Genomic DNA, 26,885 nt, shown 5'->3' on the forward strand with positions numbered 1-26,885 from the left:
CCTGGGCAGTGGCGAGCCAGAGTAGTCTGACCTTTGTTGACAACGTTGTCTAGCCCCTAGGCTCACGTTACCCCGTGCGTTCGACGACAGGACTGCCGCCCGTGCCCGACTCCCCGCCCGCATCCCGCCACATGCCCCCCGCGACGACCGCCGCACGGTACGGCAGCCGCCCGACGATGAAGGACGTGGCCGCCCGGGCGGGCGTCGGCCTGAAAACCGTCTCCCGCGTCGTCAACGGCGAAACCGGCGTCACCGCGGAGACCGAGTCGCGGGTCCGCGCCGCGATCGAAGCGCTCGGCTTCCGCCGCAACGACAGCGCGCGCATCCTGCGCAAGGGGCGCACCGCCAGCATCGGCCTGGTCCTGGAGGACCTCGCCGACCCGTTCTACTCCCCGCTCAGCCGCGCCGTCGAAGAGGTGGCCAGAGCCAACGGCAGCCTGCTGTTCGCCGGATCGAGCGCCGAAGTCCCGGAGCGGGAGCAGGAGTTGGCGCTGGCACTGTGCGCACGCAGGGTGGACGGACTGGTGATCGTCCCGGCCAGCGACGACCACCGGTACCTCGAACCGGAGATCGCCGCGGGCATCGCCACCGTCTTCGTCGACCGCCCCGCGAGCCGGATCGACGCGGACGCGGTACTCACCGACAACGCGGGTGGCGCACGCGAGGCGGTCGCCCATCTGATCGCGCACGGCCACCGGCGGATCGGGTTCATCGGAGACCGCCCGCACATCCACACCGCGGACGAACGGCTGCGCGGCTATCGCGAGGCGATGGCCGCGCACGGGCTCGCCGTCCGCGGCGACTGGGTGTCGATGGGCGCGACCGCGCCGGAACGGGTACGGGCCGAACTGGACCGAATGGCGTCGGGACCGGACCCCGTCACCGCGCTGTTCGCGGGCAACAACCGGGTGACGGTCACCGCGGTCCGGGTTCTGGCGGAGCGCGAGCGGTCTGTGCGACCGCTCGCGCTGGTTGGCTTCGACGACTTCGAACTGGCCGATTTGCTGCGGCCGGGCGTCACGGTCATAGCACAGGACCCGGCCCGGCTGGGCCGTACGGCCGCGGAACTCCTGTTCCGCCGCCTCGACGGCGCGGCGGAGTCGCCTCGTCGGCTGGAGTTGCCCGGACGGCTCATCGTCCGAGGTTCAGGAGAATTCTCCCCCCACGACTAAGCTCGCGCTTGGCGGTTCCGGGTACGGAGATTTCCCTCCCCCCACCCGTTGCCGTGGTCCGCGTCCTGCCGTTGCGCGGGGCGGCCTCCGGCCCGGTTGCGGTTCCGCTCGCGCTTGGCGGTTCCGGGTACGGAGATTTCCCTCCCCCCACCCGTTTGCCGGTGCCCGCATCTTGCCGTTGCGCGGGGCGGCCTCCGGCCCGGTTGCGGTTCCGCTCGCGCTTGGCGGTTCCGGGTACGGACATTTCCCTCCCCCCACCCGTTGCCGGTGCCCGCATCTTGCCGTTGCGCACGGCCGCCGTGGGGTCGGGGGTGGGGATGCGAACCCGAAGAGGAAGAGGGCCAAAAGAATCGCACCCCCTACGGATCGTGATGGCCACCGGCCCGCAGCGCAACAGACAGCGCGCAACGGCACCCATCAAACATCAGCGAAGGGCGAGCAGTTGCTCCCGCCCGACCCCCGCCAAAGCGCTCACCTCAGAGAGATCAACGGCCCCGCATTCGACACCCCGCAACAAGTACCCGCTGAGCGCCCGAGCCGTGGCCGGCTCATCCATCACATCCCCACCCGCCCGAGCGACATACGCCGCAAGACGGCCAGCCGCAGCCTCCAACCCCTCACGGTAGAAGGCGTAGACCGCCGCATACCGCGTCGGCAGATGCCCAGGATGCATATCCCAACCCTGGTAATAGGCCCGCGCCAGCGATCTCCGGACAAGCCCGTAATGCAGCCGCCAGGCATCCCGCACCTGATCGGTCCCCCCAACCGGCAGGACGTTCGTCGAACCGTCCGACAGCCGCACCCCGGTCCCCGCGGCAGCGACCTGCATCACGGCCTTGGCGTGGTCGGCGGCCGGATGATCCATGGACTGATAGGCCGCACTGACCCCGCACGCCGCGCTGTAGTCGAACGTGCCGTAGTGCAGCCCGGTGGCCCGCCCCTCGGCCGCGTCGATCAGCCGGGCCACGGTCGCCGTGCCGTCCGGCCCGAGGATCGCCTGTGTGGTCTCGATCTGGACCTCGAAGCCGATCCGCCCCGGCTCCAGCCCGCGCGCCTTCTCGAACTCCTCGCACAGCCGGACCATCGCGGTCACCTGCTCGGGAAAGGTCACTTTGGGCAGCGTCAGGACCAGCCCGTCCGGCAGACCACCCGCCTCCATCAGCCCGGTCAGGAAGACATCCAGCGTCCGGATGCCCCGGTCACGTACCACCGCCTCCATGCACTTCATTCGGATGCCGATGTACGGCGGCGCCCCTCCCTCAGCGACCGCTGCGGCAACCAGCCTCGCCGCCCGGACCGCGGCGGCGTCCTCCTCCGCGTCGGGGCGCGGACCGTAGCCGTCCTCGAAGTCGATCCGCAGGTCCTCGATCGGCTCCCGCCGTAGTTTGGCCCGGACCCTGCCGTAGACCTGCGCGGCGAGTCCCTCGGGCAGGCCGAGGACAGCGGCGAAGGCGGCGGCGTCCGGCGCATTCCGGTCGAGCGCGGCGAGCGCCTGCTCCCCCCAGGACCGCACCGTGTCAGCGGCAAAGGCGTCGGCGGGCACATAGACCGTGTGCACCGGCTGCCGGGTGCCGGGGTCTCCCGGGTAGCGCCGGGCCAGTTCCGCGTCGACCCCGGCGAGGGAAGCGGCCACGCTCTCCCGTACCGCGCCCGGCAGACTGGTCGCCACCGCCGTCTCGTCCGACCCCATCCGACACCCTCCGTACGGTTTTCGTTGAGCGGAATCCCTAATCCGTAGAGCGGATTTTTCCAGTGCGTACCATCGACGTCAATGGTGGTCGGCCAGGTCAGTCGGGTGACAGCAGTCGGCCCCGGATGTGACCGAAGATCAAGCTGGTCTCGGTGTGCTGCACCGCCGGGTGGGTGGTGAGGTGGTCCAGGACGAAGTCCCGCAGCGCGTCGGAGTCCCGCACCGCGACCCGCAGCAGATAGTCGTCCGCGCCGGAGACATGGAACAGTTCCACCACGCCGGGCAGTCGCGGTATCTCCCGTACGAACCGGTCCACTTGGTCGCGTCGGTGTGAGTGCAGCCGTACGGAGATCATCGCCTGGATGCCGAGCCCGAGCGCCGGAGGATCGAGCTCCACACGGAACCCGCGGATCACCCCGCGCTCGCGCAGGGAGCGGATACGGGACAGGCAGGTCGACGGAGCGATGCCGACCGCCGCGGCGATCGCGCTGTTCGGCATCCGGGCGTCCTGGGCCAGCAGGCCCAGGATCGAGCGGTCGACCGGACCGAGGTCGTCGGCCTGCTGATTCTTCGGCATACGGCTGACAATGACTCCTTCGGCCGCACATTGCCAAGGCCTGTCGGGTGGTCCGCGAATTATCTGCGGCTACTCACCAGTTCCGGCGTCGTTTTCCTCACCATGTCGCCAGCCGCGAACCACAGATAGGGGCCGTCAATGCAGCCGACCGCACTTCGCCCGGACTCCGCCGCCGTACACGCCGGACGCGGGGACCTGCGCGCCCTGGGCGTACACGTGCCGCCCGTCGACTTGTCGACGACCAACCCGCTGCCCGATGTCGAGACAGGCGGCGACAGCTACGAGGCACTGGCGACCGGCGGGCTGCCCATCGACGGCGGCAGCCATGTCTACCAGCGGCTGTGGAATCCGACGACCGCGCGCTTCGAGCAGGCGCTGGCCGAGCTGGAGGGCTGCGCCGAGGCGGTGGCCTTCTCGTCCGGGATGGCCGCCATCACCGCCTGTCTGCTCGCCGCCCGGGCCGACGGCAAGGGCCATGTGGTCGCCGTACGGCCGCTCTACGGGGGCACCGACCATCTGCTGGCGACCGGACTGCTGGGTACCGAGGTGACCTGGGCGGAGCCGGACCGGGTCGCCGAGGCGCTGCGCCCGGACACCGGCCTGGTGGTCGTGGAGACCCCGGCCAATCCCACCCTGGAGCTGGTCGATCTGGCGGCCGTCGCCGAGCAGTGCGGCGAAGTGCCGCTGCTGGTGGACAACACCTTCGCCACGCCCGTGCTGCAGCAGCCCGCTCGGCACGGTGCCACGCTGGTGGTGCACAGTGCGACGAAGTACCTCGGCGGCCACGGCGACGTCCTCGCCGGAGTGGTGGCGACAACCTCCGACTGGGCTCAGCGGCTGCGTCCGGTACGCGCCCTGACCGGCGGCATCCTGCATCCGCTGGCCGGATACCTGCTGCACCGCGGGCTGCAGACGCTGCCGCTGCGGGTTCGCCACCAGTCGGCGTCCGCGTACAAGCTCGCCGCCCGGCTGGCCGAGCACTCCGCGGTTGAGCGGGTCTTCTACCCGGGCCTGGCCGAGTGCGACCCGTCGGGACTGATAGGGCGCCAGATGTCGGAGCCGGGAGCGGTCATCTCCCTTGCGGTGCGCGGCGGTTACCAGGCGGCGGCCGATACGGCGGCGGCTTGCCGGTTGATCACGCACGCGGTCTCGCTCGGCGGTGTGGACACGCTGATCCAGCACCCGGCGGCGCTCACCCACCGGCCGGTGGCCGCGGACGCCAAGCCGGGTGCGTCGATCCTGCGGGTGTCCGTCGGGCTGGAGGACGTCGAGGACGTCTACGAGGACCTGGACCGCGCACTGCGGCAGACATGACAGCGGAGCGAAGCTCCTGAACAGCGCAAGGGGCCACGCGGAGCGATCCGCGTGGCCCCTCAGCCGTTCGAACGGGTCAGCCCTTGCGGGCCTTGACCTCGTCGGTCAGCTGCGGCACGACCTCGAAGAGGTCGCCGACGACGCCGTAGTCGACCAGCTCGAAGATCGGGGCCTCGGGGTCCTTGTTGATGGCCACGATGGTCTTCGAGGTCTGCATGCCCGCCCGGTGCTGGATCGCACCGGAGATGCCGGAGGCGATGTACAGCTGCGGCGAGACCGACTTACCGGTCTGGCCGACCTGGTTGCTGTGCGGGTACCAGCCGGCGTCGACCGCGGCCCGGGAGGCACCGACGGCAGCGCCGAGCGAGTCCGCGAGGTCCTCGATGACCTTGAAGTTCTCGGCGCCGTTGACGCCACGGCCACCGGAGACCACGATCGCGGCCTCGGTCAGCTCGGGGCGGCCGGTGGACTCGCGCGGGGTACGCGAGACGACCTTGGTGCCGGTGGACTTCTCACCCACGGTCACCGCGAGCTGCTCGACGGTACCCGCGGCGGGGGCGGCCTCCGGGGCGGCCGAGTTCGGCTTGACCGTGATCACCGGAACGCCCTTGGTGACCCGGGACTTGGTGGTGAACGCGGCGGCGAACACCGACTGCGTGGCGACCGGACCCTCGTCGCCGCTCTCCAGGTCCACCGCGTCGGTGATGATGCCGGAGCCGAGGCGCACCGCGAGGCGGGCGGCGATCTCCTTGCCCTCGGCGGAGGACGGTACGAGGACGGCGACCGGCGAGACCGCGGCGACGGCCTGCTCCAGCGCGTCCACCTTCGGGGCCACCAGGTACTCGGCGAACTCCGGCAGATCGGCGGTCAGCACCTTGACGGCGCCGTGCCCGGCCAGCGTGGCCTGGGCGGTGTCGGCACCGGGGCCGAGGTGGACGGCGACCGGCTCGCCGATCCGGCGGGCCAGGGTCAGCAGTTCGAGGGTCGGCTTGCGGACGGCACCGTCCACGTGGTCGACGTAGACGAGGACTTCACCCATGGGATTGCTCTCCTGCGAATGTAAGAAGGGGCGTTGGGAAGGCGGCTCAGCGGCTCAGATGAACTTCTGCTCCGCGAGGAACGCGGCAAGCTGCTTGCCGCCCTCGCCCTCGTCCGTGACGATCGTGCCCGCGGTGCGGGCCGGGCGCTCGGCCGCGCTGTCGACCTTGGTCCAGGCACCGGCGAGGCCGACCTCGTCCTCCTCGATGCCCAGGTCCGACAGGTCGAGCGACTCAACCTTCTTCTTCTTGGCGGCCATGATGCCCTTGAACGACGGGTAGCGGGCCTCGCCCGACTGGTCGGTCACGGACACGACGGCCGGCAGCTGGGCCTCGAGCTGCTCGCTGGCGGCGTCGCCGTCGCGGCGGCCGGTCACCTTGCCGTCCTCGACCTTGACCTCGGACAGCAGCGTGACCTGCGGGACGCCGAGCCGCTCCGCGAGCATCGCCGGGAGCACACCCATGGTGCCGTCGGTGGAGGCCATGCCGCACACCACCAGGTCGTACCCGGTGTGCTCGATGGCCTTGGCCAGCACCAGGGAGGTGCCCAGCGCGTCGGTGCCGTGCAGGGCGTCGTCCTCGACATGCACGGCCTGGTCCGCGCCCATGGACAGCGCCTTGCGCAGGGCGTCCTTGGCGTCCTCGGGGCCGACGGTCAGCACGGTGATCTCGGCGTCGTCGGCTTCCTCGGCGATCTGCAGCGCCTGCTCGACCGCGTACTCGTCAAGCTCCGACAGCAGGCCGTCCACGGCGTCGCGGTCAGTGGTCAGGTCCTCGGCGAAGTGACGGTCGCCCGTGGCGTCGGGCACGTACTTCACAGCGACTACGATCCTCAAGCTCACGCCTGCTCTCCTACTGCATCGGTTCGGCGGTCCGGGCCGCGACACCAGCGACCGGCGTCGTGGGCCGTAGAACCCAGTAACTGCCCTGTGAAGGCAGCATAGGCGCCTTCGGCGGCGGCTTTCGGCCGGGACTCCAAGGCGCTCCAACCGAAATATTACTCGCCAGTACACTCGGCTGTTTCCCGGTTCGCAAGGCTGTCGAACTGTGACCTTGCCGACGCCCGCCCGACGGTCCGAGCAGGGACGATTCAGTGGCGCAGCGCGTTGTAGCGGCCCTGGTGGTACAGCAGCGGGCGGCCCGGGCCATGGGGGTCGCCTGCCACGGCCTCCGCCACGACTATCCGGTGGTCACCGGCTGGAACGCGGGCCACCACCCGGCACACCAGCCACGCGGAAACGCCGTCGAGCAGCGGCACGCCGTGCGGTCCGGTGCGCCAGTCGGTGGGCGGCCCGAAGCGGTCAGCGCCGCTGCGGGCGAACGTCGCGGCCAACTCCTCCTGATGTTCGCCCAGGACATGGACGCCGACGTGCTTGGCGGTGGACAGCGTCGGCCAGCTGGACGAGCGGAGGCTGATGCCGAAGGAGAGCAGCGGCGGTTCCGCGGCCACGGAGGTCAGCGAGGTGGCGGTGAAGCCGACCGGGCGCGCACCGGCCGCCGTGATCACCGCGACCCCGGCGGCGTGCCGACGGAAGACCGAGCGGAAGACATCGGTCGCGGGGGCGGCGGAGCCGAGGTCGGTCGAAGCGGTCATGGAGTTGTCCTTCTGCCGCGGTCGAGCCGGAACTGAACGGGGATCAGAGGTGTTCAACGGCTCGGACAACGGCCACTCGTGTGCCGACCGAAGTCGACATCGGCTCGCTCATACAGAAGGACGTCCATCGACATAACGTCAGGCTGACGATTCAGAGCGCACCCCGTCAAGGGCGGCCTGACATATGGGATGTGGATCACGGGAAGCGCTGGCGGCGCCGGTCGGCTCATGCGTCCACCGCCGTGCCGAGCGCCGCGATGACGTCCGCCTTGCGCGGCTGTCCCACGGCGCGCCGGGCGACGGCGCCGTGCGCGTCGAGTACCAGTACCGTCGGCGTCCTCACCACCGCCAGCCTGCGCACCAGGTCGAGGTGGGCTTCGGCGTCGATCTCCACATGCGCCACCCCGCCGACCATCGCGGCGACTTCGGACAGTGTGCGACGGGTGGCCCGGCAGGGTGCGCAGAAGGCACTGGAGAACTGCAGCAGCGTGGCCCGCGCGCCTAGCGGTTCACCGATCTCGGCCGCCGTCAGCCGCTGCGCGCCGTCCTTCTCCCGCATCCGCGTCCTTCCGTCCCGCCAGTGGTGGAGCAGTCCTGCCATCCTCGCCTCTGGACGGGTGCAGCGCTCACCAGACCGCGATGATTCCCGGGCAGCGGCTGATGCCCGAAAAGAGGGGTTTAATGGGCGAGATGGGCTAGATGAGCGCGTGGCACGAGCGTCGTCGCGCGTTCACGTGAGAAGAATCTCCCCCGATCACGGGCACTTCGGATGACAGGCCACGCGTTGACGGGGCACCATCCTGCGACGGCCCGAACCTACGGCCGCGTAACTGCCGACCCAAGAGGTGTCCCCCGACGTGGCTGAACTCGTCTACCCGCCGGTCATCGGCTTCGCCCGCACCATGTTCAAGGTGCAGGGTCTGCGCTTCGACATCGCGGGCACCGAGCATGTGCCGCAGCGCGGCGGTGCGGTGCTGGTCAGCAACCACATCAGCTATCTGGACTTCGTCTTCTGCGGTCTGGCCGCCCGTCCGGCGAAGCGCCTGGTGCGCTTCATGGCCAAGGAATCGGTGTTCCGGCACAAGGTGTCCGGGCCGCTGATGCGGGCGATGAAGCACATCCCGGTCGACCGGGAGCGGGGGGTGAACGCATACGAGAACGCGCTGCGCGCGCTGCGCTCCGGCGAGATCATCGGGGTCTTCCCGGAGGCGACGATCTCCCGGTCGTTCACGCTCAAGAACTTCAAGTCCGGCGCCGCGCGGCTGGCCCAGGAGGCCGGTGTTCCGCTGCTGCCGATGGCACTGTGGGGCACCCAGCGGATGTGGACCAAGGGCCGCCCGCGGCAGCTCGGCAGGCACCGCTTCCCGATCATCATGCAGGTCGGCGCGCCGCTGGCCGCGGCGCCCGGGGAGAACGCCGACTCGCTGACCGAGCGGCTGCGCGGCCGCGTCCAGGAGCTGCTGGAGGCGGCGCAGCAGGCGTACCCGGTCCGCCCGAAGGACGCGCAGGGCGCCTGGTGGCTCCCGGCGCACCTCGGCGGCGGCGCCCCCACCGCCGAGGAGGCCGCGGCGATGAACCGGGCGTAGTGCGGGGATCCCCGCTCGCCGCCCCGCGGCGACCGCGCTACGCGGGGGCGCGTACCGTCACCTCGGCGCCGGGGCTCAGCCTCTCTACGAGGTCGGCGAGTTCATTCGCGGCGGCGGTCAACTCAGCGAGCGGCATGGGGTCGAGCCGTTCCAGTAGGAAGACGGCGGAGCCGGACTCCTCGGTGAGCCGGGTCCGTACGCCCTGCCGCCAGTTCCACCGACGGCAGGTGACCCCGGCGTCGTCCCGCCACACCACCTCGCCGGGCTCCGGCTGCTCGATGGCCGGCTCGCCACCGGCGGCGGTCTCGAACGGCTCGTCGCCGACGGCGCGCACCAGCCGCATACCGCCCTCGATGCGATCGGCGTCCTCACCGCCGACCGGCACCAGATAGGCCACGCTGATCGCGTTGTAGGCGTCGACCAGCAGGTTGATCCGCGGCAGTCCGCCGTCACCGAGCGCCCGCCGGGCAAGTGCCTCGGCGGAGTTGCGGGTACGGGAGGGCTTGGCCCCGAAGGCGGAGTACGCGGCGCGCCAGGCGGCGACGTGCTCGTCCTCGTGCGGGGCGCGCCCGGCGAGCCGGGCGGCCAGTCTCCGCTCGGCCTTGTCGAGGAGGGCGGAGCTGCGCTCGTCACTGGGCCCGTTCACCAGGCCGCGGGCCTCGACGGCGAGGTGGGTGAAGCTGGGCGCGAGGGCGCGGACCTCATCGCTGACGGTGAGGGTGAGGGGCGGTGCTGTGGTCATGCTCTGACCGTAGCCGCCGCCCCCACCGTCGATCAATCGATTATCCGCGCATTGCATACTTATGCGGACGTTATCGCGCCGCCATCTCCTCCGCGACAGCGGCCGCGAAGGCGTCCACATCGGCCTCGGTGGTGTCGAAGGCGCACATCCAGCGCACTTCGCCGGTCGCCTCGTTCCAGGTGTAGAAGCGGTAGCGCTTCCGCAGCCGCTCGGTGACCTCGCTGGGCAGCGTCGCGAAGACCGCGTTCGCCTGGACCGGCCGTACCACCGTCACACCGTCGATGCCGGAGACGGCCGCCGCGAGACGGGTCGCCATGGCGTTGGCGTGGCGAGCGTTGCGCAGCCACAGGTCTCCGGCGAGCAGCGCCTCGAACTGCACCGATACGAAGCGCATCTTGGACGCCAGCTGCATGGAGAGCTTGCGCAGGTACTTCATCGTCATCGTCGGCACCCGGTCCGGGTCGAGCACGACGATGCACTCGCCGAACACCAGGCCGTTCTTGGTACCGCCGAAGGTGACGATGTCCACGCCCGCGTCGGTGGTGAACTCCGCGAGCGGAACTCCCAGTGTGGCGGCGGCATTTGACAGCCGGGCGCCGTCGACGTGCACCACCATGCCGCGTTCGTGGGCCCGTTCGGCTATCGCCCGCATTTCGTCCGGCGTGTAGCAGGTGCCGAGTTCGGTGGTCTGGGCGATCGAGACGACCTGCGGCTGGGCGCGGTGCTCGTCATCGAAGCCCCATGCCTCGGTGTCGATCAGCTCGGGGGTGAGCTTGCCGTCCGGCGTGGCCACCGGCAGCAGCTTGAGCCCGCCGATGCGTTCCGGCGCGCCGCATTCGTCCACGTTGATGTGGGCGGTGGCGGCGCAGATCACCGCGCCCCAGCGCTTGGTGACCGCCTGCAGGGCGGTGACGTTGGCGCCGGTGCCGTTGAAGACCGGGAACGCTTCGGCGCGCGGGCCGAAGTGCCGGCGGAACAGCTGCTGCAGATGGGCGGTGTACTGGTCCTCGCCGTAGGCGATCTGGTGACCGCCGTTGGCCAGGGCGAGCGCGGCCAGCACCTCCGGGTGCGCGCCCGCGTAGTTGTCGCTGGCGAAGCCGCGCGCGTCCGGGTCGTGGCGCCGGACGGCGTCGGTGGTGTGCTGCTCTGTCACGGTTGGGGCGTCAGCCACAGGCGGGTTCCGTTCACTTCTTCCGTGGGCCGGGCCCAGACACCGGCGATGGCCTCGGCCAGTTCGCTGACGTCGGTGAATCCGGCGAATTTCGCGTTGGGCTTCTGCGCGCGCATCTCATCGTGCACCAGGGCCTTGATCACGATGATCGCAGCCGCGGCGGCCGGACCGCTGTCGCCCCCCGCCTTCCGGAAGGAGTCGGCGAGGGCGAGCGTCCACGCCTCGGAGGCGGCCTTGGCGGCCGCGTAGGCGGCGTTGCCCGCGGTGGGCTTGGTCGCACCCGACTGGCTGATCAGCACATAGCGACCGGTGGGGCTGCGCAGCAGTGCGTCGTGGAAGGCGAGCGAGGTGTGCTGGACGGTACGGATCAGCAGGTCGTTCAGGACCGTCCAGTCGTTGAGGTCGGTCTCCGGGAAGGTCGCGGAGCCGCGCCAGCCGCCCACCAGGTGGACCAGGCCGTCGACCCTGCCGAACTGCTTCTCGGTACGGTCCGCCCACTCGCGGGCGGCAGCCGGGTCGAGCAGATCGACGACCTCACCGGTGACGAAGGCGCCGCCCGCGGCGTAGCGGGCCGCGTCGACCGACTCCGCCAGCCGCTCGGGGTTGGCGTCCGCGGCCACCACCTGGGCACCGCTCTCCGCGAGGTGCCGCAGCGTCGCCTTGCCCGCCGGGCCGCCCGCTCCGGCCACCGCGATCACCGCACCGCTCAGCGGACCGTTGTTGTTGCGTTCTGCCATCGCCTTCGCCTCCTTGGCCGCCACGTGCGTCATGCGGCTACCCGAACCGCGCTGTCCGCCGTGATCCCCTTGGTCGAGGCGATCACATCACGCAGCTTCTTCGCCAGGGCCTCATAGAACATGCTGAGCGGAAATTCGTCCGGCAGCACGTCGTCCACGAGTTTGCGCGGCGGCTGTGTGAGGTCCAGGGCGTCCGGGCCCTTGGCCCAGCGCGATCCCGGGTGCGGCGCCAGATGGCTGGAGACGAGGCTGTACGCGGCGAACCAGTGCACGAGCTTGGGCCGGTCGATGCCGTCCCGGTAGAGCTTCTCGATCTCGGCGCACAGGGCCTTGGTGACCTCGGTGGCACGCGACCAGTCGATGTGCAGGGTGTTGTCGATCCACCGGACCGCGTCGTGCTTGTGCAGGTAGGCGAAGAGCAGCTGGCCGCCGAGGCCGTCGTAGTTGCGCACCCGGTCGCCGGTGACCGGGAACCGGAAGAGGCGGTCGAAGAGGATCGCGTACTGGACGTAGCGGCCCTGCTCGTAGCCCTCGGCCTCCAGCTTCACGGCCTCCTTGAAGGCGGTCAGGTCGCAGCGCAGTTCTTCGAGCCCGTACATCCAGAACGGCGCGCGCTGCTTGATCATGAAGGGGTCGAAAGGCAGGTCGCCGTGGCTGTGCGTACGGTCGTGGATCATGTCCCACAGCACGAACGTCTGCTGGGCGAGCTCCTGGTCGTCGACCAGCCGGGCAGCGTCCTCGGGCAGCTCCAGGCCCAGTGTGCGCACCGCGGCGTCGGTGACCCGGCGGAACCGCGCGGCCTCGCGGTCACAGAAGATGCCACCCCAGGAGAACCGTTCCGGCACCTCGCGCACCGCGACCGTCTCAGGGAAGAGCACCGCCGAGTTGCTGTCGTAGCCGCTGGTGAAGTCCTGGAAGGTGATGGGCACGAACATGGGGTTGTCGTAGCGGGTGCGCTCCAGTTCGGCGAGCCACTCGGGCCATACGACGCGCAGCGCGACCGCTTCGAGGTTGCGGTTCGGGTTGCCGTTCTGCGTGTACATCGCGAAGACGACGAGGTGCTCCAGGCCGTCCCGCCGGTCGGCGGCGGGCTGGAAGGCCAGCAGCGAGTCAAGGAAGTCCGGGACGCCGAACCCGCTCTCGACCCACCGGCGCAGATCCGCCACCAGCGCCACGTGGTACGCCGCGTCGTGCGGCAGCAGCGGGGCCAGGTCCTCGACCGCCGCGATCACTCGCTCCACCTCGGCCTCCACCGCACCGCGAGCGGGCGCGCCCTCGGCTGAGAAGTCGATCGAACCGTCCTTCTCCTGCCAGGGCCGGACGGCCTCGACCGCCGCCTTCAGCACTGCCCACGACGGGTGCTTGACGACCCCGTCTGCACCACCTGTCGCCACCGACAGAAGATTTTCCCTCATGACCCCTCCTCCACAGAAGAACCTCGCGTTAAGACACCGTATCCATGCGAGGTTCTTTCACTCAAGAGGCTTCTCACACAATTATCCTGCCGCATCGCACCAAGACCGTCATTTTTCCTGTCAACCCCGGGTTCAACGGAAGTTTGTGTGGCACCTCATGGGGGTGGCCATCGGTACACGCGATGATCTTCTGGCGTTCGACGCACGGACATCGGGCGCCGCTAGGCTCGGCCCACGCAACCGCACGCCAAGCCGCACACAAGGGCAGAAGCACCGTGTCTTTCTTCACCATCGGCCACCGCGGAGTCATGGGCGTCGAGCCGGAGAACACCCTGCGCTCGTTCGTCCGCGCCGACCGCGAGGGCCTGGACGGCATCGAACTCGACCTGCACCTGAGCAAGGACGGCGCGCTGGTCGTGATGCACGACGAGACGGTCGACCGGACCACCGACGGAAGTGGCGCGATCAAGGACTACACCCTCGCCGAACTGCGCGAGCTCGACGCCGGTCAGGGCGAGCGGGTGCCGGTGTTCGAGGAGGTGCTGGACGCGGTGCCGGACCGCCCGGTCCAGGCCGAGATCAAGGATGTGGCGGCCGCCCGGGTACTCGCCGAGGTGCTGCGCGAGCGCGCGCTGCTGGAGCGGGTCTCTGTGCTCTCCTTCCACGACGAGGCGCTCTGGGAGGTCCGGCAGCTGCTTCCGGAGGTGCGCACCGTGCTGGTCGCCGGACGCACCGGCACCGATTTCGTCTCCCGGGCACAGGCGGTGGGCGCCCGCCTGGTCAGCCTTGAGCTGAACAAGCTCAGCCTTGATGTGGTCGAGCGATGCCACGCCGCGGACATCGAGGTGATGGCCTGGACCGTCAACACGCCACGCGATCTGGCGCTGGCCCGCGCCCTCGGCCTGGACGGCGCGGCCACCGACGTACCCGACATCAAGCGTGCGGTGGAGGCCGGCCACTAGCACCCTTCCTGCGGATCCACGGCCACACCACACCCGGCACGGGATCGGCGGAACAGGCCGCTGCGGCCTGGCATTACCCGAACGTCTGGCATTACACGAGCTGTCTGGTGCATTACACGAACGGCCTGCCATTACACGAACAGACGGCCATTACACGAACAGACGGCCATTACACGAAACGTCACGTTCACAAACGTCCGCCATACGGTCAACAACTGGCCTGACCTGGACAGTTGACGGTTGCCAGTGCCAGTCTCCCGCTATGCGTCCCGCCTTCGCCTCGCACCGGCCCTCGGTTGGTCCACGTCTTGCCGCGGTCGTCGCGGTCTGCGCCCTCGTCCTGGCGGCCTCCGGCTGCGCCCCGCAGCAGGACAGCACTGCCGCCTCCGGCGCTTCCGGCTCCGCCGCCGCGAGCTGCGCGCCGGGCGCACTGCGCACCCACACCGCGGGCAAGCTCACGATCGGCACCGACAAGCCCGCGTACGCACCCTGGTTCCAGGACGACAACCCGGCCGACGGCAAGGGGTTCGAGGCCGCCACCGCGTATGCCGTCGCCAAGCGGTTGGGCTACGACGCCTCACAAGTGGTCTGGCAGACCGTCCCGTTCAACAACGCCATCACTCCCGGCGCCAAGAGCTTCGACCTCGACCTCAACCAGGTCTCCATCAGTGACGAGCGGCGGCGCGCCGTCGACTTCTCCTCCGGCTACTACGACGTTCGACAGGCGCTGATCGCGCCGAAGGGCTCGAAGATCGCGAACGCGAGGAGCATCGCAGATCTACGCGGTGCCAAGCTCGGCGCCCAGGTGGGCACCACCAGCCTCGACGTCCTCACCCATGTGGTGAAACCGACCCAGCAGCCCGCCATCTACCAGAAGAACGACCTGGCCAAGAGCGCGTTGAAGAACGGGCAGGTCGACGGGATCGTCGTGGATCTGCCCACCGCGTTCTACATCACCTCCGCCGAGGTGACGGACGCCAAGGTGGTCGGGCAGTTCGCGGACACCGGTGGGCAGCCCGAGCAGTTCGGCTTCGTACTGGACAAGGGCAGCCCGCTGACCGCGTGCGTCAGCAGGGCCGTGGACGCGCTGCGCGCCAACGGCACACTGGCGGCGCTCGACAAGCGCTGGCTGTCCGAGGCCGTCAACGCCCCCGTCCTCAAGTAGCGGGTCGCGCCATGATGTTGGACAATCCCGAAGTACCGCACCAGGACGAGACGTTGCCGTCGGCGGACGACGGCTACCAGCCGTCCGCACGCCGCCTGGAACGCGAGCGGCTGCACCGCGCCCGTACCCGCCGGGCGATCGCCGTCGCCGCGGCCAGCACGCTGGTCACCGTCGGCGTGCTGTATCTGGCGGTGACCCACGCCCCCGGCTGGCCGCGCACCCGCGAGACGTTCCTCAACGCGCACTACGCACGCATCGCGCTCCCCCAGGTGCTCAAGGGCCTCTGGCTCAACGTGCGGCTTCTGGTCTGCTGCGGGGCGCTCATCCTCGTGTTCGGGATGCTGCTCGCGCTCGCCCGTACGCTGCGCGGGCCGGTGTTCTTCCCGCTGCGCGCGCTGGCCACCGCCTATGTCGACTTCTTCCGCGGACTGCCGCTGATCATCTGCCTGTTGGGGGTGGTCTTCGGAGTGCCCGCGCTGCGTCTGCAGGGGGTCACCAACAACCCGGTGGTCCTGGGCGGGGCCGCACTGGTGCTCACGTACTCCGCGTATGTCGCCGAGGTGTTCCGCGCCGGGATCGAGACGGTGCACCCCAGTCAGCGCGCCGCGGCCCGCTCGCTCGGGCTGACCGGTGCCCAGGCGATGCGGTACGTGGTGCTGCCGCAGGCGGTCCGCCGTGTTGTGCCGCCGCTGCTCAACGACCTGGTCTCGCTGCAGAAGGACACCGGTCTGGTGTCGATCGCGGGCGCGGTCGACGCGGTGTACGCGGCGCAGATCATCACCGGGGAGAGCTTCAACTACACGCCGTACGTGGTGGCCGGGCTGGTCTTCGTCGCGCTGACCATTCCCATGACGCGCTTCACCGACTGGGTTACGGCCCGGATGAACCGCAGGCAGTCCCAGGGAGGTGCGGTGTGACGCAGGTCGTGCTGCGTATGGAGGCGGTACGCAAGTCCTACGGGCCCACCGTGGTGCTACGCGATGTGGACCTGGAGGTTCCGCAGCACACGGTGACGGCCCTCATCGGAGCCTCCGGTTCCGGCAAGTCCACCCTGCTGCGCTGCGCCAACCTGCTGGAGGAGGTGGACGACGGCGCGATCTTCCTGGACGGCGAGGAGATCACCGACCCGCGGGCCGACCAGAACGCGGTACGCCGCCGGATCGGCGTGGTCTTCCAGGCGTACAACCTCTTCCCGCACATGACCGTGCTGGACAACATCACGTTGGCACCGCGCCGGGTGCACCGGATGTCCCGTGCACAGGCCGAGGAACAGGCGCGGGAGCTGCTGGCCCGTCTCGGCCTGGCGGACAAGGCGGGCGAGTACCCGGACCGGCTCAGCGGCGGTCAGCAGCAACGGGTCGCGATCGTACGGGCGTTGGCGGGCCGCCCCCGGCTGCTGCTGCTGGACGAGATCACCGCGGCGCTCGACCCGGAACTGGTCGGCGAGGTGCTCTCGGTGGTGCGCGACCTGAAGGAACAGGGCATGACCATGGTCATCGCCACCCATGAGATGGGGTTCGCTCGGGACGTCGCGGACCAGGTGTGCTTCCTGGACGGCGGGGTGGTACTGGAGCGCGGCGCACCGCAGGAGGTGTTCGGCGCGCCGCGTGAGGAGCGCACGCGGCGCTTTCTGCGCCGGATCGTCGAGGCGGGCCGTCTGTGAACCCGCGGCCCGCTATCCCAGCTTCTTGACCAGCAGCTCGAACTGCAGGTCCGCGCGGCGCGGCAGCCCGAACCGCTCCTCCCCGTACGGGAACGGGGTCATCTCACCGGTGCGGCGGTAACCGCGGCGCTCATACCAGGCGATCAGGTCGTCGCGCACCGAGATCACCGTCATCCGCATCTCGTCGACGCCCCACTCCTCCCGGGCGAAACGCTCCGCCTCGGCGATGATCACCTTGCCCAGCCCACCGCCCTGCCGGGTCGGCCGCACCGCGAACATCCCGAAGTAGGCGTGTCCGTCGCGGCGTTCCAACTGGCAGCAGGCGATCGGCGCGCCGTTTTCCTCGACCACCACCATCCGGCTGTTCGCGCTGTTGACCACCTCGGCGACGCCTTCGGGGTCGGTGCGCTGGCCGTCGAGCAGGTCCGCCTCGGTCGTCCACCCGGCCCGGCTGGAGTCGCCGCGGTACGCGGACTCGATGAGCGCCACCAAGGCGGGCACGTCCGTCGGCGTGGCGGAACGGAAGACAGGTGCGGGGATGGTCATGGTGACGCGAAACCTCTCCGATGCGCGGGTGGCGGACGGTCCGAGGGTAACCCGACGCGTATTGTCCGCTTCATGGTCAACGTACTGAGCAGCCGCGTCCTGCTGCGGCCGACCGATCTGGAGCGGTCCCGCGCCTTCTACCGCGATGACCTCGGCCTCGCCATCTATCGCGAGTTCGGTGCGGGACCGGAACGCGGCACCGTGTTCTTCCTGGGCGGCGGCTATCTGGAGGTCTCCGGCCACTCCGAGGCACCGCCGGCTCCGGGGATGGAGCTGTGGCTCCAGGTCCCGGACGCTGAGGCGGCCCGCGAACGCCTCGTGGGGCGCGGTGTCCGGGTGCTGCGCGAGCCGCTGCGGGAGCCGTGGGGGCTGATCGAGATGTGGATCGCGGACCCGGACGGCATCAGAATCGTGATCGTGGAGGTCCCCGAAGACCACCCTATGCGTTACCGTCCGTAGCCGTCGCGCACAACGGTCAGGCGCGTCCCGACGCCCCCGTTTGGGGCACAACACTTCTGCCCTTGCCGGACAGGCCGTGTGAGGCTGTCGCGCTGTGACGAAGGAGCCGCACCCGGAATCCACGCACAAGGGCACCGCGGTTCGGCGGGAAGACGTTGCCCCCCATGCCGCCGAGCGGCGCGCTACGCAACGGCACCGAGACGGAAGCCCGCATCCCCACAACGTCGACGGCGTCAGCGACGGTACAGCGATGTTGCCCCGCGCCCGCCGCAACTCGCATCACCAATACGACGGGCTGAGAGTCGAACCGCGTTGCGGCGGACCGCACTTGGCCCTTCAGCGCCCCGCGCGCCCCTGCCGCGCGCCCGCCGTACCACCGTGCGCCAGGGTGTGCGCCCGCCGCCACGGGAAACCTCCCCGAGGGGGCGGTACGAACCGGGGAGGGGCACCATGCACGGACCACCGTTGGTGGCCTGGCTGCTGGTGGCGATCGGTTCTGCCACAGGGGTCTCGTGCCTGCTGCGTACGGGAGCGGGGTGCGCCGCCGCGCCGGGCGAGCGGCGCACCGCGCGGGACGAGGGGGTGATGGGCCTCGGCATGGCGCTGATGGCGGTCCCGGGGGCCGCGTTGGACGAACGGGTGTGGGGACCGCCGCTGTTCGCCGTGCTGTTCGGTGCGATCGCGGTGCGGTCCGTGCTGCTGGTGCGGTGCGAGGCACATCGCGCGCACCACGCGGTGGAGGCCGCGGGAATGGTCTATATGGCGGTGCTGATGGCGACGGCGCAGCGCGGGGCTGACGGTATGCCGGGGATGGCCGGGATGGCGCAGGGCATGGCCGGGATTCCCGCCGTGACCGCGCTGTTGCTCTGCTACTTCGCCGGGTACGCGCTGTGGGCCGGGGTGCGAATACTTCCGGCGGCCGACCCGGTGGCGTCGGGCGCGCCGGCTGGCGCGCTGCTGCGGGATCCTGGGGTGGCCGCGGCCTGCCGGGTGTCACTGAGCATCGGAATGTTCGCGATGCTCCTGACGATGTGAACGCAAGGTCGGTACGAAGCCTTGGCGGACGCATTCGGGGCGGAGCCACCGTGGACGCATGGGGCTCGGGGCGAAGCCCTCGTAGTCCCTCCTCCACCCGCCGTGAGGCGTACGTCACCTTCGCGTAACCGGCGTACCCATCAGTAGCGTCGCGCCATAGTGTGTGCGCCATGACGGTCCCGTTTGTGCTGCTGGTCCTCGGCGCACTTGCGGCGGCAATGGCGCCCCGTCTGCTCTCCAGGGCCGACTGGTCGGACCGTGAACCGGTGCTGGCCCTGTGGGTGTGGCAGTGCGTGGTCGCCTCCGTGCTGCTGTGCTGCGTCCTGACGATGGCGTTGTGCGCCTCTGCCGCGTCGCCCGCGGTGCGCTGGCACCTGTTCGCGCTCGCCCCGCGGGGTGTCGTGGACGCCTATGGACTCGCCGCCTACGGCCCGTGGGCCGGGGCGCTCGCGGTGCTGCTGGCCTGCGGCGGTGCCTGGTCGGTGGCCATGCTCACCCGTGAGGTGCGCGGCGCCCGCGCGCGGCGGCGGCAGCGCCGCGCGGAACTCCTGGTGCGCGCCCCCATGCTCCCCGGTGAGCCGCCGTCCAGCAGCGAACGCCTCGTCGTTCTGGAGGGCCGCCGTCCCGACGCCTGGTGGCTTTCCGGTCCGCAGCCGCAGTTGGTGATCACCACGGCGGCCCTGCGGCGGCTCAAGGGGCGGCAGTTGGATGCCGTACTCGCCCATGAGCAGGGGCACGCGCGGGCCCGGCACGACTGGCTGCTGCACTGCGCCTACGCGCTCGCCGCGGGCTTTCCCCAGGTGCCGGTGTTCGAAGGGTTCCGCCAGCAGGTACACCGGTTGGTCGAGCTGGCCGCGGATGACGTCGCCTCGCGCCGCTTCGGGCGGTTGACCACCGCTCTGGCACTGGTCGAACTCAACGAGGACCGCGGGGTGTTCGGCCCCTGCCCGACGCCGCTCGCCCAACTGCCCGGACGGGTGCACCGGTTGCTGGATCCGGCACCGCGGCTCACCCTGGCCCGCCGGATGCGGGTGTCGGCGATGGCCCTGCTGCTGCCGGTGGTACCGCTGCTGGTGACCTTCGGGCCTGGGCTCGGCGCTCTGTCCTAGCTTGCGTACTGCCACGCCCTGCGCTCGTTCACAGCGCCGTCTCGTACGATCCTGGCCGTGCCGATGAGTTGCCGATCACCCAGAACCCGCTGCCTGACCTGGACGGCCGCGCTCACCGTCTGCTTCGTCGCGCTGCTGGCCTTCGTCCTCGCCAGCGGCGCGGTGCCTTTCGACCGGCGGATCGACGACGCGCTGCACAGCCTCGCGCTGGCCCACCCCGGTTGGACCCGGCTCAATCTCGACCTCACCAACTGGGTGTGGGCACCGGCGACGATGCGGCTGCTCACCGTCGCGGCGGCCGCCGTACTGCTGCGGTTGCGGGAGCGTCGTCAGGCGCTGTGGGTGCTGGCCGCCTGCGGCGTCGGCTGGGCGCTGGAGGTGGGCGTGAAGGCCGCGGTCGGCCGGAGCCGCCCGTACTGGCCGCATCCGTTGGACACCGTGACGGACGGCTCCTTGCCCTCCGGCCATGCGATGGCGGCGACGATCGCCTGTGTGACGCTGGCCTGGCTGCTGCGCCTGCACGGGGTACGCGGGGCCTGGTGGACGTCGGTCGTCGGGCTGGGGACGGTGTCGGTCCTCGGCGTAGGCTTCACCCGGTTGTACGTGGGGGTGCACTGGCTGTCCGACGTGCTCGCCGGGTGGCTGCTCGGCACGGCCGTCGTCACCGCGTCCGCTGCCGCCCTCACACCGTGGCGGAGGTCCCGAACCGCCTGACGCGCCTGCCCGCCGCCGACGGGGCCCGACGGAGGAGGAGACCATGACACCCTTCCAACTCACCTTCGACTGCGCCGATCCGACCGTCATGGTGCGTTTCTGGGCCAACGCGCTGGGCTACGAGGCCGAGCCCGCGCCGACCGGCTTCTCCGACTGGAACGCGTACTGGCGCAGTGCGGGCGTCTCGGAGGAGAAACCGGTGGGTGACGGCTGCGGCTCCATCGTGGACCCGCGCGGCACCGGACCGCGGATCTGGTTCCAGCCGGTACCCGAGGGCAAGTCGGTCAAGAACCGCCTCCATCTGGACATCCGGGCGAGCGGTGGCCGCGAAGTGCCACTCGCGATCCGCAAGGAGCGGATCGACGCCGAGGTGTTGCGGCTGGTGAAAGCCGGAGCGACACGACTGCGTGTGCTGGCGCCGGAAGATCACGACCACTACGCGGTGGTGATGCAGGACCCCGAGGGGAACGAGTTCTGCCTGGCCTGACGACTCAACCCGCGGACCCGCCAGCCGCGTGGTGGCCGGCGGGCCTAGCCTGTCGCCATGACGATCAAGGGATGTCTCTTCGACTTCTCCGGCACCCTCTTCCGGGTCGAACCGACCGAGCACTGGCTGCGCGGCGCGCTGGCGCAGGTCGGCATCGTCGCCACGGAGGAGGACATCGCCCGCTACGCGCAGCAGTTGGAGTACGTCGGCGCACTGCCCGGTGGCCAGTCCCCGCACGCCATACCCCAACATCTGCAGCGACTGTGGGACGAACGCGACCTGGGCCGAGCCCGGCACCGCGCCGCCTACACCGGCCTCGCCCGCCAAGTCGAGCTGCCTTGGCCCGAGTTGTACGACGTGCTCTACGACCGCCATATGTCGCCCTCGGCTTGGGCGCCCTACCCCGACGCACTCGATGTGCTGGCCGCGCTGCGCGAGCGCGGTATCCGCGTCGCGCTGCTGAGCAACATCGGCTGGGATCTCCGTCCCGTGCTGCGCGAGTACGGCGTCGATCGATACCTCGACACGGCCGTGCTCAGCTACGAGCACGGCGTCCAGAAGCCGGATCCAAGAATCTTCCGTATCGCCTGTGACGGGATCGGGCTGGCGCCCGAGGAAGTCCTGATGGTGGGCGACAGCGTGGAAGCCGACGGCGGTGCGACCGCGGTGGGTTGCGCGTTCCACCAGGTGGCGCCTCTGCCGGTGGATCAGCGCCCGGACGGACTGCGGCCGGTACTGGAACGCGTCGGCTGACTGGTGAGGCCCTGCAGACGGGGGGATGCTGCAGGGCCTCGACCTGTCCAACGGACGGACTTCACGTCGAGTTCCGCGCATCGCGGAAAATTCTCCTCACCCTCACACCAACACCATGATCGGCGGAATCGACCACACGGCGCGTGGTCGGGGACCATGGACGCATGGCCGAGAACTTCACCAGCGACATCTTCGACCTGACCACCGGCTCACGCGAGGCGGCCGTCGACATCACCGACCGCTGCACGTCGTTCCTCGCTCGGGCGGCAGGCGGCCGGGACGGGCTGCTCAACGTCTTCGTACCGCACGCCACCGCGGGCATCGCCATCATCGAGACCGGCGCGGGCAGCGACATCGACCTCCTGGCGCAGCTGCGCGAGCTGCTCCCCGCCGACGACCGCTGGCACCACCGGCACGGCACCCCCGGACACGGCCGCGACCACGTCCTGCCAGCGTTCATCGCCCCGCACGCCACACTGCCGGTGATCGGCGGCGCTCTGGCGCTCGGCACCTGGCAGTCGGTGGTGTTCGTCGACACCAACGTCGACAACCCCCACCGGCAGTTCCGGTTGAGCCTTCTCGGCTGGTAGAGGAGGCCGTCGAGACGGTAGAGCGGAGGTCCGGCCGCGCCGGACGGCGGTGACTGGACACCGCCCCCGCGCCACCGGCGTCAGACGTGGTCGACGCGGAGTTCGTCCGGGAGGCTCCCGTTGATCAGCTTGGCGTAGTAGCCGCCCTGGGCGAGCAGTTCGGCGTGGGTCCCGTGTTCGGTGATGCGTCCGTGGTCGAGGACGACGATCTGGTCGGCGTTGCGGATGGTGGAGAGCCGGTGGGCGATCGTGATCGTGGTGCGGCCGACCGACAGCGTGTCGAGTGCCTCCTGGACAGCCTGTTCGGTCTGGGTGTCCAGGGCGCTGGTGGCCTCGTCCAGGACCAGCACCGGCGGATTGCGCAGCAAGGTGCGGGCGATGGCCAGGCGCTGCTTCTCCCCGCCGGAGAAGCGGTATCCGCGCTCGCCGACGACCGTTTCGTAGCCGTCGGGAAGCGAGGTGATCAGATCGTGGATGCGCGCCGCCTTCGCGGCCTCGGCCAGTTCGTGGTTCTCGGCGTCCGGGCGGGCGAACCGCAGGTTCTCGGCGATGGTGGTGTGGAACAGGTGGGTGTCCTGCGACACGACGCCGACGGATTCGGAGAGTGTGGCGAAGCTGAGGTCGCGCACGTCCAAGCCGTCGATGGTGACCCGTCCCGCAGTCACGTCGTAGAGGCGGGGCACCAGGTAGCCGAGGGAGGTCTTCCCCGCCCCGGTGGCGCCGACGACGGCCAGATGGTCTCCGGGGGCCAGATCGATGTCGATCTGGCGCAGCACCGGCTTGTCGCCGTAGGAGAAACCGACGCCCTCGAAGCGTACGTGGCCGCGGGCGCGCGGCAGCGGTGCGGGGGCGGCTGGTTCGGCGACGTCGACCGGAAGGTCCAGATACTCGAAGACCCGCTCGAACAGCGACATCGAGCTCTGCACGGCGATGCCCGACTGCAGCAGCTGGACCGACGGCCCGAACAGTGCCTGCTGCAGGGTGGTGAAGGCGACCAGTGTGCCGACGGAGATCGGGGGACGGCCCTGATGGGCGGTGAGTCCGGCGACCCAGTAGATCACCACGGGCATCGCCGCCATGATCAACTGAATGATCGACTGCCGCCAGCGGCCGGCCATGCCGGAGCGGATGGTCAGATCGGTCAGTACCCGGGAGTGGCGAGCGAAGTCGTCGCCGAGCGCTGCCGAACGGCCCATCACCCGTCCCAGCAGGAATCCGTTCACCGACAACGACTCCTCGACCATGGTGGAGAGCAGGGCCATCTGCTTCTGCCGCTCCGTCGTGATCGCGCGCCGCTCCCTGCCGACCTTGCGGCTGATGGCCACGAAGACCGGCAGCATCAGCAGCGACGCGGTGGTCAACCGCCAGTCCAGCGCCACCATGGCGATGACCGTGGCTGCCACGGTGGTCACACTGGCCACGATCGAGGCGGCCACATTGGTCACGGTCGTGCCCATGCCGCCGATGTCGTTGGCGATCCGGGACTGCACTTCCCCCGTGCGGGTCGCGGTGAAGAAGGCCAGCGACATCCGCTGCAACTGCGCGTAGACGGCGCAGCGCAGATCGTTCATGACACGCTGGCCCACGGTCAGCGACAGATAGGACAAGGTCACGGCGATCGCGGTGCTCGCCGCGACGAGCGCGAGCATCGCGCCCGCGAGCGCGGAGAGCAGGCCGAGCCGCGCCTGCGGTATCGCCACGTCCAGGATCCGCCGTAGCAGGAACGGGGGCACCAGCCCCACCAGGGACGAGAACGCGATCAGCCCCAGCAGAACGGCCAACTGCCCCCGGTAGGGCGCGAACAGCCGCAGGACGCGGCGCAGCGAGACCGGCGCGGGCTCGGCCGAAGGACGGTCCACTCCTGACTTCCTCTCAGGCGAAGGTGATGAAGCCCTCGCGCATCAGGGTCCGCACCAGCACGGCCCTGCCCGGCTGGTCGAGATCGCCGGGAATCGAAGCGCCCGTGAATCCGGCCCCGTTGCTCTGCGCCACGTAACGGACCTCGTCGGCGACATGGGCGGGGAACTGAACGGTCTTGTCGTGGAAGGTCAGCTGCACCGCCTCCTCGTCGACCGCCAACGTCCAGCGCAGATCAGGCCGACGGATCACCTTGGTGTCCGCTTCGACCTCACCAAGCCGCTCAAGGTCGGTCAGATGGCCGTCAAGTGTCGGGGCGGCGATGGAGATCGCCCGCCTGACCGACTCGGTCACCATCTCCCGTGGCGAGAGCCGATCCCGCAACACGCCAAGGAGCGCGACGAGTTGGTCGACCGCCTGCGACTGTCCCTGCTCGTCCGTCGCGAAGCCCATGGGCAGACCCTTGCGGAACGCCTCCTCCTCGGCGAACAGCCTCTTGACGGCGTGCTCGACCACATCGGAGTACAGCAGCGGATGGACACCGATGGTGATATGGACCGACGTGGTCTCGTTGGACGCCGCGGAGTGGACCGTTCCCCTGGGCAGATAGAGCAGGTCCCCGGCGCTCAGGTCGATCTCCTGCTCCGGTTCGGGTTCGGGCTGCGACTTGTCGTACGGACGGCCGTGCAACGGCAAGGCGTACGGCTGGCCGGCCAGCCGCCAGTGCTTCGTGCCGTGCACCTGCGCGATGAACACGTCATGCGTGTCGTAGTGCGGCACGAACCCGCGGTTTCCGGCGGGGGTGACATAGATGTTGCACTGGATGCGCGCGCTCAACTCGGCGCCCAGCACCGAGCCGAGGCGGCGCAGCGGGGCCCATCGGTCACCGAGGCTGTTCAACACGACGGTCGAACCATTCCGGTAGTGCTCGTACAGGGCTTCCAGCGCGTTCTGCCGAGCGGTGGACTTCAGCTCGTCCACCGGTGTCTCCTTGCCGTCTATCACCACCCGGATGTTCCGCAGGTCGGTGCCGGACAGCCACAGCACCTCGTCCACATCGGCCAAGGTCAGCAGGTCCGCGAAGTAGCCGGGATCAGACCGTTTGACGAACAGCGGCTGCCGTTCCCAGTGTTCGCGCCGGAACGTGTGCACATCGATGGGATCTATCAGTCGGGACAGATCAGGAACGGGCCGCGCGGAAAGCGCGGCCCTCTCCCGATCCGCTAGAGGCGTCATTTCTGAAGTCTCCTCACGGATGGTGGGTCATGATCAGGGGTGGTCCTTGCCGTCAGCGCCGTTCCACGCGTTGTCGTCGTCGTTGCGGTAGTCGTCGTCTCCGGAGTTCCACGGGTCGTTGTCGTTGAACGGCCGGACGATGCCCGCCGTGTTGCGAGCGATCGTGATGTCCGCCGCGCCAAGTGACTTCGCCATCTGAATTCACCTCCCTTGGTTTCCGTCGTTGTCGTCCGTTGCGACGTGGCCACAGTGGCGGCTGCAGCACCCGCGAGGCTTGTACGAATGCGACCTCAGCCGGTCAGCAGCAGGCCGGTGATGTGTCCGGGCAGGAAGTCGAGCGGATCCTTCGCGGCGGAGTGCGCCCGGTCGACCCGGAATCGCCCGGGGGTACAGCCGATCATCGACTTGAACGTCCGGTCGAAATGAGGCTCGTCGTGGTATTCGGCCGCGGCCGCCACCTGCGCCCAGGACATGCCGTCCTCCTGGAGCCGCAGCGCCCGCTGCAACCGCACCACCTGAGCAAGCCTCTTGGGTGCCAGGCCCACCTGCTCAAGGAACCTGCGTTCCAGGTGCCGCCGGCTCCAGCCGGTCGCGGCGGCGAGTTCGGCCACCGGAACCGTGCCCTGGCTACGCCGCACCGCGCGCCAGGCCCAGACGACCTCAGGGCTGAGCCGCGGTCCGGCCCGCAGCCGCGCGAGCAGCACCGTATCGAGCAGATCGAACCGCGCGCCCCACTCGCGGCACTCGGCCAACCGCTGCAGCAGACTCCCCGCGCCGGTGCCCAGGAGATCGACCACGTCCAGCGGGTGGTCCGCCCATTCGGCCATCGGGACCGCGAAGATCCGGTACGCGCCCAGCGGCGTCAACAGCACGGTGACGCCATGCAGCAGCCCGGAGTGCTCGCCCACCGCCGCCGTGGTCCGCACTGCGTTGACCAGTGACGCGCCCCGTACCACCGCCGACGGGCGCACCGCGTCGAGCATGCGCAGCGGCTCGCCGAAACCGAGCATCACCTTCACCACTCCGTCCGGCACCATCAGGCGCCGACGCGGCTGCCGCGATGTGATGCGGAACCCGCGATAGCCCAACACATGCCCACGCAGGCCGGGTCCCGGCTTCCGGCGGACCAGCTCGTACACCCGCGAAGCACGGGCAGCTTCTCCTCCCATGCGCCGTTCCCCCGTTCGCCGTTCTCCCCGTCAACCGCGCGCAGGTGGGCGGCACCTCGTGCGGTAGTCCGTGCAGTGCGCACCCACCGTCTCCGCGGGCTCTGG

At 70.0% G+C, this 26,885-nt stretch carries 29 protein-coding genes; 14 read left to right on the forward strand and 15 right to left on the reverse strand.

Going from position 1 to position 26,885, the window contains the following annotated elements; translation table 11 throughout:
• Positions 1-131 precede the first annotated feature (131 nt).
• Complete coding sequence (locus P2L57_RS11525; protein ID WP_275812293.1) at positions 132-1,172, forward strand: LacI family DNA-binding transcriptional regulator; 1,041 nt, start codon at positions 132-134, stop codon at positions 1,170-1,172.
• 424 nt (positions 1,173-1,596) lie between these two features.
• Here P2L57_RS11525 and P2L57_RS11530 read toward each other — a convergent pair whose 3' ends face one another.
• Together P2L57_RS11530 and P2L57_RS11535 are read right to left on the reverse strand one after the other, a co-directional pair.
• Positions 1,597-2,862, reverse strand: coding sequence for a DUF6986 family protein (locus P2L57_RS11530; RefSeq protein WP_275812296.1), 1,266 nt, complete (start codon positions 2,860-2,862; stop codon positions 1,597-1,599).
• A gap of 97 nt (positions 2,863-2,959) precedes the next feature.
• Complete coding sequence (locus tag P2L57_RS11535) at positions 2,960-3,439, reverse strand: Lrp/AsnC family transcriptional regulator (protein WP_275812299.1); 480 nt, start codon at positions 3,437-3,439, stop codon at positions 2,960-2,962.
• Between the two features lie 138 nt (positions 3,440-3,577).
• Here P2L57_RS11535 and P2L57_RS11540 point away from each other — a divergent pair, with 138 nt between their 5' ends.
• Complete coding sequence (locus tag P2L57_RS11540; RefSeq protein WP_275812302.1) at positions 3,578-4,753, forward strand: trans-sulfuration enzyme family protein; 1,176 nt, start codon at positions 3,578-3,580, stop codon at positions 4,751-4,753.
• 76 nt (positions 4,754-4,829) lie between these two features.
• Here P2L57_RS11540 and P2L57_RS11545 read toward each other — a convergent pair whose 3' ends face one another.
• The 4 genes from P2L57_RS11545 to P2L57_RS11560 all read right to left on the reverse strand — a co-directional run bounded on the left by P2L57_RS11545 (position 4,830) and on the right by P2L57_RS11560 (position 7,985).
• A complete protein-coding gene (locus tag P2L57_RS11545; protein ID WP_275812305.1) occupies positions 4,830-5,792 on the reverse strand; it encodes an electron transfer flavoprotein subunit alpha/FixB family protein in 963 nt (320 codons plus the stop codon).
• Between the two features lie 54 nt (positions 5,793-5,846).
• Entirely contained in the window at positions 5,847-6,632 is a 786-nt protein-coding gene (locus tag P2L57_RS11550) for an electron transfer flavoprotein subunit beta/FixA family protein (RefSeq protein WP_275812308.1), read from the reverse strand.
• Positions 6,633-6,880: 248 nt separating this feature from the next.
• Positions 6,881-7,384, reverse strand: coding sequence for a flavin reductase family protein (locus tag P2L57_RS11555; RefSeq protein WP_275812310.1), 504 nt, complete (start codon positions 7,382-7,384; stop codon positions 6,881-6,883).
• A gap of 226 nt (positions 7,385-7,610) precedes the next feature.
• Entirely contained in the window at positions 7,611-7,985 is a 375-nt protein-coding gene (locus P2L57_RS11560) for a TlpA family protein disulfide reductase (protein WP_275812312.1), read from the reverse strand.
• Positions 7,986-8,241: 256 nt separating this feature from the next.
• On the opposite strand from P2L57_RS11560, the gene P2L57_RS11565 reads away from it, so the two are divergent.
• On the forward strand, positions 8,242-8,970 hold the full coding sequence (locus tag P2L57_RS11565; protein WP_275812315.1) for a lysophospholipid acyltransferase family protein: 729 nt from the start codon (positions 8,242-8,244) through the stop codon (positions 8,968-8,970).
• 37 nt (positions 8,971-9,007) lie between these two features.
• On the opposite strand, the gene P2L57_RS11570 is transcribed toward P2L57_RS11565, so the two are convergent.
• The 4 genes from P2L57_RS11570 to P2L57_RS11585 all read right to left on the reverse strand — a co-directional run bounded on the left by P2L57_RS11570 (position 9,008) and on the right by P2L57_RS11585 (position 13,035).
• Positions 9,008-9,712, reverse strand: a complete 705-nt coding sequence (locus P2L57_RS11570) for a B3/B4 domain-containing protein (protein WP_275812318.1) — start codon at positions 9,710-9,712, stop codon at positions 9,008-9,010.
• Between the two features lie 70 nt (positions 9,713-9,782).
• Positions 9,783-10,883: a threonine aldolase family protein gene (locus tag P2L57_RS11575; protein ID WP_275812321.1), complete on the reverse strand. Its 1,101-nt coding sequence runs from the start codon at positions 10,881-10,883 to the stop codon at positions 9,783-9,785.
• Positions 10,862-11,653, reverse strand: coding sequence for an SDR family NAD(P)-dependent oxidoreductase (locus P2L57_RS11580; RefSeq protein WP_275812323.1), 792 nt, complete (start codon positions 11,651-11,653; stop codon positions 10,862-10,864). The genes P2L57_RS11575 and P2L57_RS11580 overlap by 22 nt, the downstream gene beginning before the upstream one ends.
• The gene (locus P2L57_RS11585) at positions 11,650-13,035 is read right to left on the reverse strand and encodes a DUF6421 family protein (protein WP_275812327.1); all 1,386 of its coding nucleotides are present in this window, start codon (positions 13,033-13,035) and stop codon (positions 11,650-11,652) included. Before P2L57_RS11585 ends, P2L57_RS11580 begins: the two co-directional genes overlap by 4 nt.
• A 275-nt stretch (positions 13,036-13,310) precedes the next feature.
• On the opposite strand from P2L57_RS11585, the gene P2L57_RS11590 reads away from it, so the two are divergent.
• The 4 genes from P2L57_RS11590 to P2L57_RS11605 all read left to right on the forward strand — a co-directional run bounded on the left by P2L57_RS11590 (position 13,311) and on the right by P2L57_RS11605 (position 16,825).
• On the forward strand, positions 13,311-13,997 hold the full coding sequence (locus P2L57_RS11590; protein WP_275812330.1) for a glycerophosphodiester phosphodiesterase: 687 nt from the start codon (positions 13,311-13,313) through the stop codon (positions 13,995-13,997).
• Positions 13,998-14,259: 262 nt separating this feature from the next.
• Positions 14,260-15,162 carry an ABC transporter substrate-binding protein gene (locus tag P2L57_RS11595; RefSeq protein ID WP_275812333.1) on the forward strand — a complete coding sequence of 301 codons (903 nt, stop codon included), beginning with the start codon at positions 14,260-14,262 and terminating at the stop codon, positions 15,160-15,162.
• Positions 15,163-15,176: 14 nt separating this feature from the next.
• Positions 15,177-16,079 carry an amino acid ABC transporter permease gene (locus P2L57_RS11600; RefSeq protein WP_275812914.1) on the forward strand — a complete coding sequence of 301 codons (903 nt, stop codon included), beginning with the start codon at positions 15,177-15,179 and terminating at the stop codon, positions 16,077-16,079.
• A 17-nt stretch (positions 16,080-16,096) separates the two neighbouring features.
• Positions 16,097-16,825 carry an amino acid ABC transporter ATP-binding protein gene (locus P2L57_RS11605; protein ID WP_275812917.1) on the forward strand — a complete coding sequence of 243 codons (729 nt, stop codon included), beginning with the start codon at positions 16,097-16,099 and terminating at the stop codon, positions 16,823-16,825.
• 12 nt (positions 16,826-16,837) lie between these two features.
• Here the strand turns inward: P2L57_RS11605 and P2L57_RS11610 are convergent, their stop codons facing one another.
• Positions 16,838-17,371 (reverse strand): GNAT family N-acetyltransferase, encoded by a 534-nt coding sequence (locus P2L57_RS11610; protein ID WP_275812336.1) that lies wholly within the window; start codon positions 17,369-17,371, stop codon positions 16,838-16,840.
• 72 nt (positions 17,372-17,443) lie between these two features.
• Between P2L57_RS11610 and P2L57_RS11615 the strand changes: the two genes are divergently transcribed.
• From P2L57_RS11615 to P2L57_RS11645, 7 genes are all read left to right on the forward strand, one after another.
• Positions 17,444-17,830: a VOC family protein gene (locus tag P2L57_RS11615; protein WP_275812339.1), complete on the forward strand. Its 387-nt coding sequence runs from the start codon at positions 17,444-17,446 to the stop codon at positions 17,828-17,830.
• Between the two features lie 450 nt (positions 17,831-18,280).
• The gene (locus P2L57_RS11620) at positions 18,281-18,865 is read left to right on the forward strand and encodes a DUF5134 domain-containing protein (RefSeq protein ID WP_275812342.1); all 585 of its coding nucleotides are present in this window, start codon (positions 18,281-18,283) and stop codon (positions 18,863-18,865) included.
• Positions 18,866-19,035: 170 nt separating this feature from the next.
• Positions 19,036-19,974, forward strand: a complete 939-nt coding sequence (locus tag P2L57_RS11625) for a M56 family metallopeptidase (protein ID WP_275812346.1) — start codon at positions 19,036-19,038, stop codon at positions 19,972-19,974.
• Between the two features lie 63 nt (positions 19,975-20,037).
• Entirely contained in the window at positions 20,038-20,688 is a 651-nt protein-coding gene (locus P2L57_RS11630; protein ID WP_275812349.1) for a phosphatase PAP2 family protein, read from the forward strand.
• Between the two features lie 43 nt (positions 20,689-20,731).
• Complete coding sequence (locus tag P2L57_RS11635; protein WP_275812352.1) at positions 20,732-21,175, forward strand: VOC family protein; 444 nt, start codon at positions 20,732-20,734, stop codon at positions 21,173-21,175.
• Positions 21,176-21,232: 57 nt separating this feature from the next.
• Positions 21,233-21,928, forward strand: a complete 696-nt coding sequence (locus P2L57_RS11640; protein WP_275812355.1) for an HAD family hydrolase — start codon at positions 21,233-21,235, stop codon at positions 21,926-21,928.
• A gap of 164 nt (positions 21,929-22,092) precedes the next feature.
• A complete protein-coding gene (locus P2L57_RS11645) occupies positions 22,093-22,518 on the forward strand; it encodes a YjbQ family protein (RefSeq protein ID WP_275812358.1) in 426 nt (141 codons plus the stop codon).
• An 80-nt stretch (positions 22,519-22,598) separates the two neighbouring features.
• On the opposite strand, the gene P2L57_RS11650 is transcribed toward P2L57_RS11645, so the two are convergent.
• From P2L57_RS11650 to P2L57_RS11665, 4 genes are all read right to left on the reverse strand, one after another.
• Positions 22,599-24,377 carry an ABC transporter ATP-binding protein gene (locus P2L57_RS11650; protein ID WP_275812362.1) on the reverse strand — a complete coding sequence of 593 codons (1,779 nt, stop codon included), beginning with the start codon at positions 24,375-24,377 and terminating at the stop codon, positions 22,599-22,601.
• A gap of 13 nt (positions 24,378-24,390) precedes the next feature.
• Entirely contained in the window at positions 24,391-25,611 is a 1,221-nt protein-coding gene (locus tag P2L57_RS11655) for a cupin domain-containing protein (RefSeq protein WP_275812365.1), read from the reverse strand.
• Between the two features lie 33 nt (positions 25,612-25,644).
• Complete coding sequence (locus P2L57_RS11660; RefSeq protein WP_275812367.1) at positions 25,645-25,806, reverse strand: hypothetical protein; 162 nt, start codon at positions 25,804-25,806, stop codon at positions 25,645-25,647.
• 95 nt (positions 25,807-25,901) lie between these two features.
• A complete protein-coding gene (locus tag P2L57_RS11665; RefSeq protein WP_275812370.1) occupies positions 25,902-26,780 on the reverse strand; it encodes a helix-turn-helix transcriptional regulator in 879 nt (292 codons plus the stop codon).
• Positions 26,781-26,885: the final 105 nt, after the last annotated feature.

The sequence above is a fragment of the Streptantibioticus ferralitis genome (genome assembly GCF_029223525.1).
Taxonomy (GTDB): Bacteria; Actinomycetota; Actinomycetes; order Streptomycetales; family Streptomycetaceae; genus Streptantibioticus_A; species Streptantibioticus_A ferralitis.

Coding starts and splice junctions, on each gene's coding strand:
- P2L57_RS11525 (WP_275812293.1), top strand. CDS start 132: ATGCCCCCCGCGACGACCGCCGCACGGTACGGCAGCCGCCCGACGATG.
- P2L57_RS11535 (WP_275812299.1), bottom strand. CDS start 3,439: ATGCCGAAGAATCAGCAGGCCGACGACCTCGGTCCGGTCGACCGCTCG.
- P2L57_RS11655 (WP_275812365.1), bottom strand. CDS start 25,611: ATGACGCCTCTAGCGGATCGGGAGAGGGCCGCGCTTTCCGCGCGGCCC.
- P2L57_RS11555 (WP_275812310.1), bottom strand. CDS start 7,384: ATGACCGCTTCGACCGACCTCGGCTCCGCCGCCCCCGCGACCGATGTC.
- P2L57_RS11665 (WP_275812370.1), bottom strand. CDS start 26,780: ATGGGAGGAGAAGCTGCCCGTGCTTCGCGGGTGTACGAGCTGGTCCGC.
- P2L57_RS11585 (WP_275812327.1), bottom strand. CDS start 13,035: ATGAGGGAAAATCTTCTGTCGGTGGCGACAGGTGGTGCAGACGGGGTC.
- P2L57_RS11570 (WP_275812318.1), bottom strand. CDS start 9,712: ATGACCACAGCACCGCCCCTCACCCTCACCGTCAGCGATGAGGTCCGC.
- P2L57_RS11540 (WP_275812302.1), top strand. CDS start 3,578: ATGCAGCCGACCGCACTTCGCCCGGACTCCGCCGCCGTACACGCCGGA.
- P2L57_RS11580 (WP_275812323.1), bottom strand. CDS start 11,653: ATGACGCACGTGGCGGCCAAGGAGGCGAAGGCGATGGCAGAACGCAAC.
- P2L57_RS11625 (WP_275812346.1), top strand. CDS start 19,036: ATGACGGTCCCGTTTGTGCTGCTGGTCCTCGGCGCACTTGCGGCGGCA.
- P2L57_RS11605 (WP_275812917.1), top strand. CDS start 16,097: ATGGAGGCGGTACGCAAGTCCTACGGGCCCACCGTGGTGCTACGCGAT.
- P2L57_RS11560 (WP_275812312.1), bottom strand. CDS start 7,985: ATGGCAGGACTGCTCCACCACTGGCGGGACGGAAGGACGCGGATGCGG.
- P2L57_RS11645 (WP_275812358.1), top strand. CDS start 22,093: ATGGCCGAGAACTTCACCAGCGACATCTTCGACCTGACCACCGGCTCA.
- P2L57_RS11600 (WP_275812914.1), top strand. CDS start 15,177: ATGTTGGACAATCCCGAAGTACCGCACCAGGACGAGACGTTGCCGTCG.
- P2L57_RS11660 (WP_275812367.1), bottom strand. CDS start 25,806: ATGGCGAAGTCACTTGGCGCGGCGGACATCACGATCGCTCGCAACACG.
- P2L57_RS11545 (WP_275812305.1), bottom strand. CDS start 5,792: ATGGGTGAAGTCCTCGTCTACGTCGACCACGTGGACGGTGCCGTCCGC.
- P2L57_RS11620 (WP_275812342.1), top strand. CDS start 18,281: ATGCACGGACCACCGTTGGTGGCCTGGCTGCTGGTGGCGATCGGTTCT.
- P2L57_RS11530 (WP_275812296.1), bottom strand. CDS start 2,862: ATGGGGTCGGACGAGACGGCGGTGGCGACCAGTCTGCCGGGCGCGGTA.
- P2L57_RS11640 (WP_275812355.1), top strand. CDS start 21,233: ATGACGATCAAGGGATGTCTCTTCGACTTCTCCGGCACCCTCTTCCGG.
- P2L57_RS11635 (WP_275812352.1), top strand. CDS start 20,732: ATGACACCCTTCCAACTCACCTTCGACTGCGCCGATCCGACCGTCATG.
- P2L57_RS11630 (WP_275812349.1), top strand. CDS start 20,038: ATGAGTTGCCGATCACCCAGAACCCGCTGCCTGACCTGGACGGCCGCG.
- P2L57_RS11615 (WP_275812339.1), top strand. CDS start 17,444: ATGGTCAACGTACTGAGCAGCCGCGTCCTGCTGCGGCCGACCGATCTG.
- P2L57_RS11595 (WP_275812333.1), top strand. CDS start 14,260: ATGCGTCCCGCCTTCGCCTCGCACCGGCCCTCGGTTGGTCCACGTCTT.
- P2L57_RS11610 (WP_275812336.1), bottom strand. CDS start 17,371: ATGACCATCCCCGCACCTGTCTTCCGTTCCGCCACGCCGACGGACGTG.